This window comes from Corynebacterium sp. HMSC08D02, from assembly GCF_001807505.1.
GTDB classification, from domain to species: domain Bacteria; phylum Actinomycetota; class Actinomycetes; order Mycobacteriales; family Mycobacteriaceae; genus Corynebacterium; species Corynebacterium pseudogenitalium.
The window spans coordinates 1-15240 of sequence record NZ_KV789254.1 but is presented as its reverse complement, the minus strand read 5'-3'; the positions used below and the strand labels follow the sequence as shown (position 1 = coordinate 15240).

General features: G+C 55.0%; 15 protein-coding genes. 14 read left to right on the top strand and 1 reads right to left on the bottom strand.

What is annotated here, in order from left to right; all coding sequences use genetic code 11:
- Positions 1-25 precede the first annotated feature (25 nt).
- From infC to tyrS, 13 genes are all read left to right on the top strand, one after another.
- Positions 26-574, top strand: a complete 549-nt coding sequence (gene infC, locus HMPREF3170_RS08475) for a translation initiation factor IF-3 (RefSeq protein ID WP_083290943.1) — start codon at positions 26-28, stop codon at positions 572-574.
- 31 nt (positions 575-605) lie between these two features.
- Positions 606-800 carry a 50S ribosomal protein L35 gene (gene rpmI / locus HMPREF3170_RS08470; protein ID WP_070362525.1) on the top strand — a complete coding sequence of 65 codons (195 nt, stop codon included), beginning with the start codon at positions 606-608 and terminating at the stop codon, positions 798-800.
- Between the two features lie 53 nt (positions 801-853).
- Positions 854-1240 carry a 50S ribosomal protein L20 gene (gene rplT / locus HMPREF3170_RS08465; protein WP_070362524.1) on the top strand — a complete coding sequence of 129 codons (387 nt, stop codon included), beginning with the start codon at positions 854-856 and terminating at the stop codon, positions 1238-1240.
- An 88-nt stretch (positions 1241-1328) separates the two neighbouring features.
- Positions 1329-2150 (top strand): TrmH family RNA methyltransferase, encoded by an 822-nt coding sequence (locus HMPREF3170_RS08460; RefSeq protein WP_070362523.1) that lies wholly within the window; start codon positions 1329-1331, stop codon positions 2148-2150.
- 111 nt (positions 2151-2261) lie between these two features.
- Positions 2262-3290: a phenylalanine--tRNA ligase subunit alpha gene (gene pheS / locus HMPREF3170_RS08455; protein ID WP_369822297.1), complete on the top strand. Its 1029-nt coding sequence runs from the start codon at positions 2262-2264 to the stop codon at positions 3288-3290.
- A gap of 13 nt (positions 3291-3303) precedes the next feature.
- Complete coding sequence (gene pheT / locus HMPREF3170_RS08450; protein WP_070479108.1) at positions 3304-5811, top strand: phenylalanine--tRNA ligase subunit beta; 2508 nt, start codon at positions 3304-3306, stop codon at positions 5809-5811.
- 163 nt (positions 5812-5974) lie between these two features.
- Positions 5975-7108 carry a bifunctional ornithine acetyltransferase/N-acetylglutamate synthase gene (locus tag HMPREF3170_RS08445; RefSeq protein ID WP_070479106.1) on the top strand — a complete coding sequence of 378 codons (1134 nt, stop codon included), beginning with the start codon at positions 5975-5977 and terminating at the stop codon, positions 7106-7108.
- Between the two features lie 110 nt (positions 7109-7218).
- Positions 7219-8166, top strand: a complete 948-nt coding sequence (argF, locus tag HMPREF3170_RS08440) for an ornithine carbamoyltransferase (protein ID WP_070362519.1) — start codon at positions 7219-7221, stop codon at positions 8164-8166.
- A complete protein-coding gene (locus HMPREF3170_RS08435) occupies positions 8166-8657 on the top strand; it encodes an arginine repressor (RefSeq protein WP_070362518.1) in 492 nt (163 codons plus the stop codon). The genes argF and HMPREF3170_RS08435 overlap by 1 nt, the downstream gene beginning before the upstream one ends.
- A gap of 89 nt (positions 8658-8746) precedes the next feature.
- Entirely contained in the window at positions 8747-9946 is a 1200-nt protein-coding gene (locus HMPREF3170_RS08430) for an argininosuccinate synthase (protein WP_070479104.1), read from the top strand.
- Positions 9947-9964: 18 nt separating this feature from the next.
- Positions 9965-11398, top strand: coding sequence for an argininosuccinate lyase (gene argH / locus HMPREF3170_RS08425; RefSeq protein WP_070479102.1), 1434 nt, complete (start codon positions 9965-9967; stop codon positions 11396-11398).
- A gap of 103 nt (positions 11399-11501) precedes the next feature.
- The gene (locus tag HMPREF3170_RS08420) at positions 11502-11684 is read left to right on the top strand and encodes a Trm112 family protein (protein WP_070362515.1); all 183 of its coding nucleotides are present in this window, start codon (positions 11502-11504) and stop codon (positions 11682-11684) included.
- A gap of 35 nt (positions 11685-11719) precedes the next feature.
- Positions 11720-12988, top strand: coding sequence for a tyrosine--tRNA ligase (gene tyrS, locus HMPREF3170_RS08415; protein WP_070479100.1), 1269 nt, complete (start codon positions 11720-11722; stop codon positions 12986-12988).
- Between the two features lie 46 nt (positions 12989-13034).
- On the opposite strand, the gene HMPREF3170_RS08410 is transcribed toward tyrS, so the two are convergent.
- A complete protein-coding gene (locus HMPREF3170_RS08410) occupies positions 13035-13562 on the bottom strand; it encodes a gluconokinase (protein ID WP_070479098.1) in 528 nt (175 codons plus the stop codon).
- Between the two features lie 191 nt (positions 13563-13753).
- Between HMPREF3170_RS08410 and HMPREF3170_RS08405 the strand changes: the two genes are divergently transcribed.
- Positions 13754-15133, top strand: a complete 1380-nt coding sequence (locus HMPREF3170_RS08405) for a GntP family permease (RefSeq protein ID WP_070479097.1) — start codon at positions 13754-13756, stop codon at positions 15131-15133.
- The last annotated feature ends 107 nt before the right edge of the window (positions 15134-15240 follow it).

Here is a 15240-nt window from a genome sequence, read left to right as displayed (position 1 = left end):
ACTGGTGGTCTGGTAGCGATCACACATTGGTTTCTATGTTTTAGGAGTTCTCATCAGCGCTGAAGCTCGGATTAACGATCGTATCCGCGTCCCGGAAGTCCGCTTGGTCGGCCCGTCCGGCGAGCAGGTAGGGATCGTCCGTACCGACGATGCTCGGAAACTGGCTTACGAGGCCGATCTTGACCTCGTCGAAGTTGCGCCAAAGGCGAAGCCGCCCGTGGCGAAGATCATGGACTACGGCAAATACAAGTATGAGCAGGATCAGAAGGCTCGCGAGGCTCGCAAGAACCAGCAGCAGACCGTAGTGAAGGAACAGAAGTTCCGTCCTAAGATCGATGAGCACGACTACCAGACGAAGAAAAACAATGTGGAGCGCTTCCTAGAGAAGGGCAACAAGGTCAAAGTCACCATCATGTTCCGTGGCCGCGAGCAATCGCGCCCAGAACTCGGCTACCGCCTCCTCGAGCGTCTTGCAGACGACATTCAAGAGGTTGGTGTCGTGGAGTCCCGTCCGAAGCAGGACGGGCGAAACATGACGATGGTATTCGGACCTGCTCGCAAGGGCAAAAAGTAGATCAAGTTTTCAACTCTGAAGGGCTTTCAACATGAAGCAGAAGACCCACAAGGGCACCGCAAAGCGCATCAAGGTTAACGGCAAGGGCAAGCTGCGTCGTGAGCAGGCTGGTAAGCGCCACCTGAACGAGAAGCTGTCTTCGAAGCGTCGTCGCAAGCTCTCGGGTACCACCGACGTAGCTAAGAACGACGTGAAGCGCATGAAGCGCCTCCTCGGCATGTCCTAAGCACTGCCCAAGTTAAAACAACCGGTGAACGAAAGAAAAGGAAGTATTGACTCATGGCACGTGTCAAGCGTTCAGTTAATGCCAAGAAGAAGCGTCGCGCGATTCTGAAGTCCGCAAAGGGCTACCGTGGCCAGCGCTCCCGCCTGTACCGTAAGGCAAAAGAACAGTGGCTGCACTCCCAGACCTACGCCTACCGCGATCGTCGTAAGCGCAAGGGTGAGTTCCGTAAGCTGTGGATCCAGCGTATCAACGCCGCGGCCCGTATGAACGACATCACTTACAACCGTCTCATTCACGGCTTGAAGCTCGCAGAGGTCGAGGTTGACCGCAAGATCCTCGCGGAGCTCGCAGTGAACGACTTTGCAGCCTTCTCCGCTATCTGCGAGATCGCTAAGAAGGCCTTGCCAGCTGACGTAAATGCGCCAGTTGATGCAGCATAAGTTGCCTAGAACGTTGAACTAGGACGGAGCCCGTCGGCAAGCGTGAACGCTTGGCGGCGGGTTTTTACATTCAGGAGTAGGAAATTTCGTGGCCCTTGACTTTTCACAGCCCTTCACCGAACGAACCCCGCGAGTCGTGAATGCAGCGAAGCTGCTCCGCGCAAAAGGACGCAAGAAAGCAAACCGCTTTCTGGTGGAAGGGGTGAACAGTGTCGAGGCTGCCGTAGCTACGGGCGCGGCTACTGACCTCTTCGTGACAGAACATGCGTCACAAGCCTTTGCTGACGTTGTGACTACCGCAGAATATATGGATGTATATGTTCATGCCATTACAGATATCGCAGCGAAGCACTTGAGCGACACTGTAAACACCACTGGTATTTTTGCTGTTTGCAAGCCAGTGTTGTGGTCAGTCGGGGCAGCTCTTCGCGGTAAGCCTTCTTTTGTTGTGGTCGGGATTGATACTAACGATCCGGGTAACGCAGGCACGATGATTCGCATTGCTGACGTGTGCGGGGCGGATGCTGTCATATTTGCCGGCGACTGTGTCGATCCTGAGTCGGGCAAGGCTGTGCGGGCCTCAGCAGGTTCGTTGTTTCACTTACCTGTGGCACGCGAGCGCAATACCCAGGACGTCCTTGGCCAGCTAAAAGCAGCAGGGCTTCAGACAGTGGCGACGACTATCGACGGCGAGGTATCCCTTGAGAAAACAAGTGATCTGCTTTCTGCCCCGATTGCTTGGCTGTTCGGAAACGAAGCACACGGATTGCCAACAGCTATTGCAGATCGTGCTGATGTACGGGTATCAATCCCGATTCAGGGATCTGCAGAGTCGCTGAACCTTGCAACAGCGTCAGCAATGTGTCTTTGGGAAACTGCCAAAGCAAAGATGGCGCAACAAGAGCTTTAGTTATATGTGTCGTGTCTGAAGCGACAGGTATGCTTAGTTTCGTTTTAACGGCTTTACAACCTTTACTACAAAGCGTAATCGGAAGGACCGAGTGTGTCGGAAAATAGTGGAATCGAATTGTCAGAAGAGAAACTCAATGCGGCAGCAGAAGCTGCAATTTCGGATTTTGAAGCAGCTGCAGACCTGCAGGCGTTAGAAGAGGCTCACAAGCAGCACTTGGGCGACCAAGCCTACATCCCTCAGGCTCGGCGTGCACTCGGTTCGTTGCCAAAGCAAGACCGTAAAGACGCTGGTAGGGCAGTGAATGTGGCCCGAGGCCGTGTAGAGAAGGCGTATGCCAAACTTCACGCGGTGCGTGAAGCCGAGTACCGCGAGGCTCAATTGAAAGCAGAGGCTGTCGACGTAACTCTACCGACACGTCGTTCTCAGCTGGGCGCGATGCACCCCATCACAACGTTGAGTGAGCAGATCGCAGATATCTTTATCGGCATGGGGTGGGAGATCGCCGAAGGGCCAGAAATCGAAGCCGAATACTTTAATTTTGATGCACTGAACTTCATTCCGGATCACCCGGCGAGGACGCTGCAGGACACCTTTTACGTTGGTAAACCTGGTTCCCGCCAGGTGATGCGCACGCATACTTCGCCTGTCCAGGTTCGAACGATGCTTGACCGTGATGTGCCTGTGTACATTGCTTGCCCTGGCAGGGTATTCCGCACCGATGAACTTGACGCAACGCACACCCCAGTTTTCCACCAGATTGAGGGTCTTGCCGTCGATAAAGGCCTGACTATGGCTCATTTGCGTGGCACACTCGACCACCTTGCGAAGACGCTGTTCGGGCCAGAGACGAAGACGCGTATGCGTACCAATTACTTCCCCTTCACCGAGCCATCTGCTGAGGTAGACGTTTGGTTCCCAAATAAAAAGGGTGGTGCTGGCTGGATCGAGTGGGGTGGCTGCGGCATGGTGAACCCGAACGTGCTTCGCGCAGTAGGCATTGATCCGGATGAGTACTCAGGCTTTGCGTTCGGGATGGGCCTTGAACGTACTCTCCAGTTCCGTAACGGCTTGTCAGACATGCGTGACATGGTCGAAGGCGATATCCGTTTCACCGTCCCATTTGGTGTGCAGGCTTAAAGGAGTTAATGACATGCTGATTTCAAAAAATTTCCTCACCACCCTTCTGCAACAGGCGGGCAATACTGGTTGGTCTGTCACTGACGAAGAGATGGACGCAGGCTTCGTTCGCGTCGGTTTTGAGACTGAAGGCTACGCCCCGATTGAAAAAACCGAGGGTCCTCTAGTGCTCGGCAAGGTCCTTGAAATTGAAGAGCTCACCGAGTTCAAGAAGCCGATTCGTTACTGCCAGGTTGACGTGGGACAGGCGAATGGCACGGGTGAGCCGCAGGGCATTATTTGCGGTGCACGTAACTTTACTGTTGGCGACACGGTAGTTGTCGCGCTTCCGGGGTGCGTTCTTCCGGGTAATTTCGCTATTTCTGCGAGAAAGACTTACGGGCATATCTCTAACGGGATGATGGCGTCAGCGGCGGAGCTCGGTCTGACCGCGAAGAGTGCTGGCATCATTACTCTTAGCGATGAAATCGGCGCCCCTGGCACTGATGCGCGGGAAGTTCTGGATCTCGACGACACTATCTTCGAAGTGAACGTCACTCCGGATCGTGGTTACGCTTTGTCGGCGCGTGGCCTAATGCGAGAGCTTGCGTCGGCATTCGACATCGCTTTTGTCGACCCAGCTCAGCAGCCTGACATCGCCGGCATCGATATTTCTGCAGTTCCTGCGCCAGCAGGTTCCCTTCTCGACGTCACCGTAGAGCCGGACACCGCTACGAAGCGCTTCGGGCTGCGAAAGGTGGAAGGCATCGACCCCGAAGCGGCGTCGCCGTTTTGGATGCAGCGCGAGCTCATGCTCAGCGGCATCCGTCCAGTGAACGGCGCAACCGATGTTACGAACTTCGTAATGTTGCTGCTCGGTCAGCCGATGCACGCCTTTGACGCAGATACAATCTCTGGCGCGCTTCGCATCCATAATGCGGAAGAGGGCACTGAATTCGAAACACTGGATCATACAATGCGAACCCTTCGCGCTTCCGATGTAGTCATTTCTGATGACTCTGGAATTCAGTCTCTGGCTGGCGTCATGGGTGGCACGACCCCAGAAATTTCGGAAACCACGAAGAATGTTTACTTCGAAGCAGCAACTTGGGATGAACTTACGGTTGCGCGTACTGCTCGTCACCACAAACTGAGCTCAGAAGCCTCCCGTCGATTTGAGCGTGGAGTCGATCCGGCACTGGTGGAGGTAGCGTTGGATGTAGCTTGTGAGCTGCTGACGAGCTTTGCCGGGGGCAAGGTTGCAGCAGGTCGTACGTTGGTGGGTGAGGTGCATCAGCGAACTGAGATCTCTATGGCGAAAACGTTCCCTTCGGCATTGATCGGCGTCAAGTACTCTGAAGAGACCATTTCTCAGCGGCTACATGAAGTCGGGTGCGGCGTTGAAGAAAGTGGTGGCAATTTCATTGTGACGCCACCTTCCTGGCGGAATGACCTTACGGTCCCAGTAGAGCTTGTAGAAGAGATTGTTCGGCTCGAAGGGCTTGACGCTATTCCATCGATTCTTCCGACGCCGAAGGGGGGACGTGGCCTGACTGCAACGCAAAAGCGTCGTCGTGCAGTGACGCATGCTCTTGCGTACTCAGGTTACGCAGAGATTATTCCTACACCGTTTATGGCCACGGGTCTTTTCGACGCCTGGGGCCTGAGCAAGGACGATGCCCGCCGCGCAACCGTGTCTGTTCAGAATCCTCTGGATAGCGACTACGCCGTACTCGCTACGACACTCTTGCCCGCAATGCTCGAGGCAGTAGCGAAAAATGCGGCCCGCGGTCAGCATGACGTGTCGATTTACTCAGTTGCACAGGTAGCTATCGGCGGGGAAGCTGAAACACCAATGCCAAGCGTTGATCACCGCCCGGACGAAGAGACCCTGGCAGCAGTGGTGAACTCATTGCCGAAGCAGCCGCTGCATGTTGCAACTGTTGGCGTCGGAGATGCCGAAGTAGAGGGGCCTTGGGGCGATTCGCGAATGTACTCGTGGGCTGATGCTGTTGAATCTGCGCAGATAGTGGCGCGGACAGCCGGGATAGAGCTCGAGGTCCGGGCAGCAGACTACCTACCATGGCATCCGGGACGCTGCGCAGAGTTGCTGGTCGACGGCCAAGTTGTTGGTCACGCAGGTGAACTACACCCGCAGATTCTGGAAGAATGTGGCTTACCTGCACGAGTTTGCGCAATGGAGATGGACCTTTCGGCATTGCCACAGAGTGCTCACCTGCCCGCTCCGAAGCTGTCTGCGTACCCGGCAGTTCACCAGGACCTTGCATTGGTCGTGGACGACTCGACACCGGCCGAAAGCGTGCGAAAGACCGTAGCAGAACACGCCGGGCCGTTATTGGAAAATGTAACGCTGTTTGACGTCTATCGTTCTGAGTCCCTCGGCGAAGGCAAGAAGTCGCTCGCATTTGGACTCTTGTTCCGTGCGGATGACCGAACGCTCACTGAAGACGAAGCGTCGGAAGGGCGTTTAGCTGCGGCTGAGGCAGCGAAACAGGAATTTAATGCCACGATGAGGGCGTAGGTTACTTTTGCTGCTGACAGGCAGGACATCGCAGTGAGCGGCGTCCTGCCTGCTGTCGTTTTAGGAATGCATGTATCTTGAATCGGCACGAGCTTGCCATTTGTCTGGCAGGATGGGACTCCGTAGCCACAAGCGTCTACACCCGTAAAGGAGCCATAAAACCATGCCACAACAGACCGTTCTCACCCCTAAGGGATTTGTGGCTGCAGGTCTTCACGCGGGAATACGCGAAGGCGAGGGGCGTGATCTGGCGCTCATTGTTAATCAGGGACCTGCTTGGAACGCAGCAGCGGTGTTTCCAGATAGTCGGGTCTGCGCCTCGCCTGTTCGAGCTACGCGCGAAGTTATGCGCTCGCATGCTGTGAACGCAGTTGTTTTAACATCAGGCAACGCTAATGCGTTCAACGGTTCAACGGGGGATGCGGACACTCGTGAGATTCAGAAGCGCGTATCCCAAGAGATTGGAGTCCCAGAAGACCGGGTCGCAGTCTGCGCGAAGGGACAGTTCGCAGTGCCTTTGCCAATGGAGCGTGTGAAAACTGGGTTAGCCAAACTCGCCACGGATCTGGGGGATACCCCTGCGCACGCTGAATCGGCTGCGGCCGCAATAGCGTCAACCCAAGGAACGATCAATCAAGCAGGCGTGAGCTGTGGAGCTTGGAGTGTCGGGGGCATTTCCCAGGGGGCTGGAAATTCACAGGAAACACTAGACACAGTACTGGGGTGCCTCACCACAGATGCGCTTGTACCGGCCTTTTCACTCGAAAAGGCATTGCGACGGGCTATGGAAACTACGTTTAATACGCTTGATCGATCTACAGCCCCGCTAACGAACGATACGGTGTTGTTGCTCGCATCTGGTGCGAGCCAGGTCACCCCCAACCAAACTCAGTTGGATGAGGCAGTGCTTGCGGTTTGCGAGGCATTGGTGGAGCAGCTTTTGGTCAACCAGGGAAGCGCGACCAAGAAATTGACGCTTGCCGTAGCTGGCGCTGCAAATGATGAAGAGGCACGCATCGCAGCACAAGCCGTAGCATGTGACGGACGTTTTCGAGAGTCGCTACTCAGTGGTGCTCCGGACTGGCCACGCGCACTCGCGATTGCGGGGAAGACAAAAGTGTGCCTAGATGCTGAGGCACTGGAGATCAACGTCAATGGAACACAGCTCTGCCAGGGAATCACTCCGCTCTTGACAAGCCGGGTGCTTGACTACGACGAACACGTGACTATTACGCTGGATCTAGGAACTCGTGGCGTCGGTACAGCAACAGTGCGGACGTTTTTGGAGCCTATGTAAGGGGAAAGTGGGCGTCGAAAAGCGAACGTCCAGGAGGCTTTGAAAATACAATAGGGGAGACGTCCGCATATTTTGCAGCAATCATAACGCAGAAATAGGAAGTAAACAGCATGGTGAACTCAGTTCGGCACTTTTTCGCAGACGATGACTTGACGCCAGAGGAACAAGCGCAAGTGCTCACGCTTGCCGCAGAGATGAAAAAGAACCCTTATGCGCACCGACCTCTCGAAGGGCCGAAGTCTGTTGCGGTACTTTTCGACAAGACCTCCACGCGCACGCGGTTCTCCTTCGATACAGGGATTGCACAGCTGGGTGGGCACGCGATTGTTGTCGAAACTCAGAATGCACAAATGGGCAAGGGTGAGTCCTACCAAGATACGGCGGCGGTGCTTTCGCGATACGTCGAAGCAATCGTTTGGAGGACGTATGCCCACGACAATTTGCTCCAGATGGCGGAGACATCACAGGTTCCGATTGTTAACGCGCTTTCCGATGACCTGCACCCGTGCCAAATTCTTGCGGATCTGCAAACAATCGTCGAAACCTTTTGTCCTGAGCAGGGGCCGGCGGGACTCCACGGCCTGAAAGCTGTGTATTTGGGAGATGGCGCTAACAATATGGCCAACTCCTACATGATTGGGTTCGCAACTGCGGGGGTAGACATCGCGATCATCGCGCCTCCGGAGTTTCATCCGGAGCAGCGGTTTGTGGACCGTGCGCGTGATCGTGCAAGCCAGACAGGTGCGACAGTCACGGTTACCAGCGATGTTGCTGCGGTAGCTGGAGCAGACGTGGTTATCACGGATACTTGGGTGTCAATGGGCATGGAGGGAGATGGAAAGGATCGACGCACTCCGTTCTTGCCATACCAAGTAAATAGTGGAATTATGCAAATGGCCGGTAATAATGCGATATTTCTTCACTGCCTACCGGCGTATCGTGAAAACGAAGTGACCGCAGAAGTAATCGATGGGCCGCAGTCGCGAGTCTTCGATGAAGCTGAAAATCGTCTTCACGCCCAAAAGGCGTTGTTGACCTGGTTGTTGGAGCACCAATAATGACCCAAACTGTCTCAAGAACTGCGCGACAAGCTCGGATTCTGGAGATACTTGTGAGCACGCGAGTGTCTTCTCAGATCCAGCTTTCCGAGCTTTTGCAAGACGAGGGTATCGAGATTACGCAGGCAACCCTGTCCCGTGATCTTGATGAGCTGGGAGCAAAGAAAGTGCGGCCAAGCGACGGAGGCCGTGCATATTACACGGTGAACTCCGATGCCGAGGCTTTTGATGCCTTGCATACAGGCCCACGTGAGAAACTTCGTCGAATGATCGAGGAACTCGTCGTCTCTGTTGACCATTCTGCGAATATGGCTGTACTGCGAACTCCACCTGGAGCTGCACAATATCTGGCTAGCTATATAGACAGAGTCGGTTTGGAGCAGGTAGTAGGCTGTATCGCTGGTGACGATACGATTTTTGTTCTCGCCCGAGATCCGCTTAAGGGCGGTGACCTAGCCCAGCAGGTATTTGGACGCAATACAAAGGCGTAAGTGACGCCGAAGCAAGCACAAACCCCGCGCTAGGTATACTATGTACCGCAGTGCAGAATATGATCTAGAAACACAAGGAGCTTTGATCCATGACTAACCGTGTTGTACTCGCATACTCAGGCGGGCTCGATACCTCTGTTGCGATTTCCTACCTCGGCGAAATGCTTAATGGCGAAGTCATTGCAGTAGCACTCGACCTTGGCCAGGGCGGCGAAGATATGGAGTCCGTACGTCAGCGCGCATTAGATTGCGGTGCTGTGGAATCCATCGTTATTGATGCGAAAGATGAATTTGCTGAGGACTACTGCCTGCCAACCATCAAGGCGAACGGTATGTACATGGGTGAGTACCCGTTGGTGTCAGCAATTTCCCGCCCGTTGATCGTAAAGCACCTTGTGAAGGCCGCACAGGAGCACGGTGGCACTCACGTATCACACGGTTGCACCGGTAAAGGCAATGACCAGGTTCGTTTTGAGGTTGGATTCCTGAACCAGGACCCAGATCTGGAAATTGTTGCGCCTGCTCGCGATTTTGCGTGGACACGCGATAAGGCGATTGCGTACGCAGAAGGAAAGGACCTGCCAATTGAGCAGTCGGCAGCTTCGCCATTCTCGATTGACCAAAACGTTTGGGGGCGCGCGGTAGAGACAGGCTTTTTGGAGGACCTCTGGAACGCGCCGACGAAGGATCTATACGCTTACACGGAAAGCCCTTCGATGGGCAATGCGCCTGACGAAGTCATTATCTCGTTCGAGGGAGGCAAGCCGGTTGCAATCGACGGCCGCCCGGTAACGATGTTGGAAGCAATCGAAGAGATGAACCGTCGCGCTGGTGCGCAGGGCATCGGTCGTCTGGATATGGTCGAAGACCGCTTGGTTGGCATTAAGTCCCGTGAGATTTACGAAGCGCCAGGCGCGGTCGCTCTGATTACGGCGCACAAGGCGCTCGAGGACGTTACGATTGAGCGCGAGCTGGCTCGCTACAAGCGACTTATCGACGCGCGCTGGTCGGAGGAAGTGTACGACGGTCTTTGGTTCGGTCCGCTCAAGCGCTCCTTGGATGCGTTCATCGAGTCGACACAGGAGCACGTCACTGGGGACATCCGCATGGAAATGCATGCAGGTAAGGCAGTGGTCAATGGCCGCCGCTCCAACCACTCCCTGTACGACTTCAACCTCGCGACGTACGACACAGGCGACACTTTCGACCAGACCTACGCTAAGGGCTTCGTCCGTTTGCATGGTTTGTCATCGCAGATCGCGAACAAGCGCGATCGCGAAGCGAAATAGCAGGGAGCTTTGGAAGTTATGCAGCAGCATAAGACGAATGAAGGCGCGCTGTGGGGCGGTCGGTTTTCTGGCGGCCCTTCTGAGGCGATGTTCGCGCTGAGCGTATCGACGCACTTCGATTGGGTGCTTGCGCCTTATGATGTATTGGCATCGAAAGCTCACGCAAAAGTCTTGCACCGTGCAGGACTTCTTTCGGACGAAGACCTGAAGACCATGCTCGAGGGGCTTGAGCAACTCGGCGCAGACGTTGCAAGTGGTGCGTTTGTTCCCGAACCGACGGACGAAGATGTTCACGGCGCAATGGAGCGCGGCCTGATCGACCGAGTAGGTCCTGAGGTAGGAGGGCGCCTGCGTGCAGGGCGCTCGCGGAATGACCAGGTGGCAACGATGTTCCGGATGTGGGTTCGTGATGCCCTGCGCGGTGTTGCTCTGCACATTACGGATCTCATCGATGCTCTCGTTGCACAGGCGGCTGCACATCCCGATATCATCATGCCGGGTAAGACCCACTTCCAGGCTGCGCAGCCTATTTTGCTCGCACACTCGTTGCTCGCTCACGCACACCCGCTGTTGCGTGACTTGGAGCGGATTCAGGATGCGGACAAGCGGTTGGCTGTGTCGCCGTACGGCTCTGGCGCTTTGGCGGGTTCTTCGTTGCACCTAGACCCGGAGGCGATTGCGGAAGAACTTGGCTTCTATGAAGCAACCGACAACTCACTGGACGGCACAGCTTCGCGTGATTTCGCAGCCGAAGCGGCCTACGTTCTAGCCCAGATTGCAGTGGATGTGTCCCGCTTTGCGGAAGAGATTATCGCCTGGTCGACGCCAGAGTTCGGTTACGTCACGTTGGACGACGCATGGTCGACTGGTTCTTCGATCATGCCGCAAAAAAAGAACCCAGACGTTGCGGAGCTTGCCCGAGGCAAGTCAGGTAGGTTAATCGGCAACCTTACCGGATTGATGGCCACTCTTAAGGCGCAGCCTCTCGCGTATAACCGCGATTTGCAAGAAGACAAGGAGCCGGTAATCGATTCCGTAAACCAGCTCAACATTCTTCTGCCAGCGTTTACCGGGTTGGTCTCGACTCTCAAGTTCCATGGTGATCGAATGCGTGAGATTGCACCTGCGGGATTCACGCTTGCTACCGATTTGGCAGAGTGGATGGTTCGCCAGGGTGTGCCATTCCGAGAGGCGCACGAAGCTTCCGGAGCATGCGTACGCATCGCGGAGTCCCGAGGCGTCAACCTTATTGACTTGACAGATGAGGAGCTCGCGAGCGTAGACCCTCGACTTAACGCAGGTGTCCGTGACGTGCTCACGATTGAGGGTGCTGTGAGCTCGCGCGATACACGCGGTGGAACCGCCGGCCCACGGGTAGAAGAACAGCGTGTACGCGTAGCGGAGGCAAATAGGAAGTATCGAGCGTGGGCAGAGAAGCCTGTGCGGGGTTAAAATCGGTACCGCATTTGCGACGCCCACCTTTCGGTGGGCGTTTCCACTTTTTGTAGTGGTGGCGTCGATAAGTGACTAACAAGGGTGAGGTAAGCTCAACTGCATGAGTCTTGATCCCAAACTTCTCGACGTACTGGTGTGCCCGCAAGACAAAGGGCCGCTTGAGTATAAGGAAGACGAACAGTTGCTGGTGAATGAACGCATTGGTGTCGCGTATCGGATCGACGATGGTATCCCAGTCCTGCTAATCGACGAAGCAGTTCCCTATACAAACACCCACAAGTAACGACGCTGGGAAGACGACTCTCTGAAAGGAATTTCATGACTAACGCAAACATTATCGACGAACTCGAGTGGCGTGGCCTGATCAATCAGCACACGGATCTGGAGGCGTTGCGTGAAGAAACGCAGAAGCCTATCACGTTGTACTGTGGCTTCGACCCGACTGGCCCTTCACTACATGCAGGTCACCTGGTGCCGCTGCTGATGCTGCGCAGGTTCCAACTCGCTGGACACCGGCCAATTGTGCTAGCAGGTGGTGCTACCGGCAAGATAGGCGACCCGCGTGACGTGGGCGAGCGCACGATGAATTCCGATGACACTGTGGCAGATTGGGCCGAGCGAATTGGAGGTCAGCTGTCAAAGTTCGTCGATTTTGACGGTGAGAACGGTGCGCTGCTGCTGAATAATAATGATTGGATTAAGGACTGGAAGGTCATCGAGTTCCTTCGGGACGTCGGCAAGCATTTTTCGCTCTCCACAATGCTGAGTCGTGATACCGTGAAGCGTCGCCTGGAAAACGACGGGATATCTTTTACCGAGTTCTCGTACATGCTGTTGCAGGCACATGACTTTGTACAGTTGCGTCGTACGCACAATTGTGTGCTGCAGGTTGGTGGTGGCGACCAGTGGGGCAACCTGGTTGCTGGTGTTGATCTGAACCGACGCATGGATTCGGAGCGCGTGCATGCGTTAACCGTTCCGCTTGTGACGGACTCCGAGGGCAAGAAGTTTGGCAAGTCCACCGGCGGTGGTTCGTTGTGGCTTGACCCAGAAATGACCAGCCCGTACACCTGGTACCAGTACTTTGTTAATGCGGCGGACGCCGATGTGATCCGATACCTGCGGTGGTTCACGTTTCTCGATAAGGAAGAGCTGGATGCTCTTGCCGTCGAGGTCGAAGAGCGACCATTTAAGCGAGAGGCACAGAAGCGGTTGGCGCAAGAGATGACAGATCTCGTCCATGGCCGCGAAGCTCGTGAGGCCGTTGAGTTAGCGTCCCAGGCGCTATTCGGTAAAGCAGATCTGACTGATCTCGATGAGCGTACCTTGGCCAGCGCTGTTGCCGAGACGAATGTGTTCGAGGTCGCGGCTGGAGCTGAAGTCAGCATCGTGGACATGCTGGTCGGCTCCGGCTTGGCCGACTCGAAGGGCGCTGCCCGTAGATCGCTGAAGGAAGGCGGCATTTACGCCAACAACGAGCGTGTAGTAGATGAGAACTGGGTTCCATCCGTGGATGATTTTCTGCATGGAACCTGGCTCGTGCTGCGTCGTGGTAAGAAAACATTCGCAGGCGTGAAGCGCAGCTAGGCGCAGGTGACAGCATCTGAAAGCAACGCGGTGGTAGAGCAGAAGCCTATGCCACCGCGTTAAGTCTTTCCATGATGGTTGCTGCGATGCCCTCGGGAGTGTCATCGATATCCACAGCGAAACCCAGCTCGTCCAGTTGGAGCGATTCAAGCGTATCTAGCTGGGAATCCAACATTGAAGCAGGCATGAAGTGATCCGTACGGTGGCTCAGTCGTTTCAGCAGTAGCTCACGCGGCCCGTCTAGGTGCACAAATATAAGGGGTACGTCGGCTAGTCGGAGCTTGTCGCGATAAATGCGTTTCAGCGCTGAACATGTAACGACGGTTCGCTTTCCAGCACTGTCTTGCTTTTGAAGCCAGTTCGAGAGTTTTTCAAGCCACGGCCAGCGGTCCTCGTCGGTGAGAGGTTGGCCCTGACTCATCTTTTCGACGTTTTCCGCCGGATGAAACTCATCAGCCTCGATAAGTTCAAAGCCGGATCTCTGCGCAAGAATCTCGGCGATGGTGGTCTTTCCGCTTCCGCACACGCCCATAAGGATGAGGTGCGCCGGGGGTAGCTTCTCTGCTTCATGCATGTTCTTCCCTCCTTGATGCTTCACGAGTGGGGGTAGCTAAAGAAAGCGTCGCCCTGACATTGATGCAGTGCACGATCGCCCACTGAAGTATGTGTATTCTAACGCTATAGCCAGTTTTCCGTATTGACGCCCCGTAGATCGGTGCGTCGATACGGCCTTGAAGCCTCGCTTGAGAAGAGACAGGATAGCTCATGGAAACTTGGGAACAGACGTTGTCGGTCGGCCCCTTAATGGGGATCGCTGCGGTCGGCATTGCCCTCATTCTTTTGCTCATTATTCAGTTCAAGGTCCATGCGTTCGTCACGCTGATTCTTGTGTCTGTCTTGACCGCTATCGCGGCAGGCATTCCAACAGGAGAACTGTATGACGTTGTGATGGGCGGCTTCCGATCCACACTTGGCGACGTCGGTATTCTTGTCGGTTTGGGCGCGATGCTTGGCAAACTTATTGAGTACTCCGGTGGCGCTAGAGTCCTCGCCAACACGATGATCGATAGGTTCGGCGAGCGGCGAGCGCCGATGGCGCTTGGTGTGGCCTCGCTCTTGCTTGGCTTCCCAATGTTTTTCGACGCCGGCCTCGTTGTCATGCTGCCGATCATTTTCGCAGTTGCCGCTCGTATCGGTGGACCAATCTTGCTCTACGCAATTCCGACGGTTGCTGCATTCTCTGTCATGCACGTCTTCGTGCCTCCGCATCCAGGACCAGTCGCTGCTTCGACATTCTTCGACACAAACCTTGGTCTGCTGATCGTTTTTGGCTTGATTGTTGCAGTTCCAACGTTTTATGTTTCGGGCCTTTTGTGGGGTAAGTATTGCGCAAAGAAGTTCCCGTTTACGTCAGTAGCAAACGCCGTTTTCAACTCGGACGACAGCGATATTAAGTCATTGCCGAAAACAGGCACTGTCATTACGATTCTGCTGCTCCCGATGCTGTTGATATTCCTGAACACGGGTGTCGACTTTGCGACGAAATCTGGCGCAATTACAGGTGACGAAACCTGGGCGCAGGCGTTCACATTCCTTGGAAAGTCCGGTATTGCGCTGTTGATTTCGGTTCTCGTCGCGCTTCCAGTGCTCGGGACCTCACGTGGGGTGAAGGGTTCGGCGCTGGAAAAACTCGTCGATTCGGCGTTAGGGCCAATTGCATCCGTTGTGTTCATTACTGGTGCCGGTGGCATGTACGGCGGAGTTCTTCGTGCGTCTGGTATCGGCGATGCCATCGCGGATCTCATGCAAGGACTAGGAATTCCAGTCATCCTCGCTGTGTACTTGGTAGCGGTGATCATGCGCGTTGCGCAGGGATCTGCAACTGTAGCGCTGACAACCACGGCCGGATTGATGGCTCCAGCAGTACTGGCTGGCGGCTACTCGGAAATTCAGATCGTCGCAATTACATTGGCGTGTGCGGCCGGTTCGGTTTGCTGCTCTCTAGTGAACGACTCCGGCTTCTGGCTTGTGGGCCGTCTTTTTGGGATGGACGTCAAGACCACACTGAAAACTTGGACGCTGCAGCAGACCATAGAATCCGTGGCGGCATTCCTAATCACGCTTCTGATCTTTGTCCTTTTCTAACTCCTTGAGAAGGCGTTAGGGGAACGCAATCTGATCCGTTAGCGCCTTCTCAATAAACTACTTCTACCAGCCAATTTGTGTTGTTGTTGGTGTGTGTGTAACTTTAT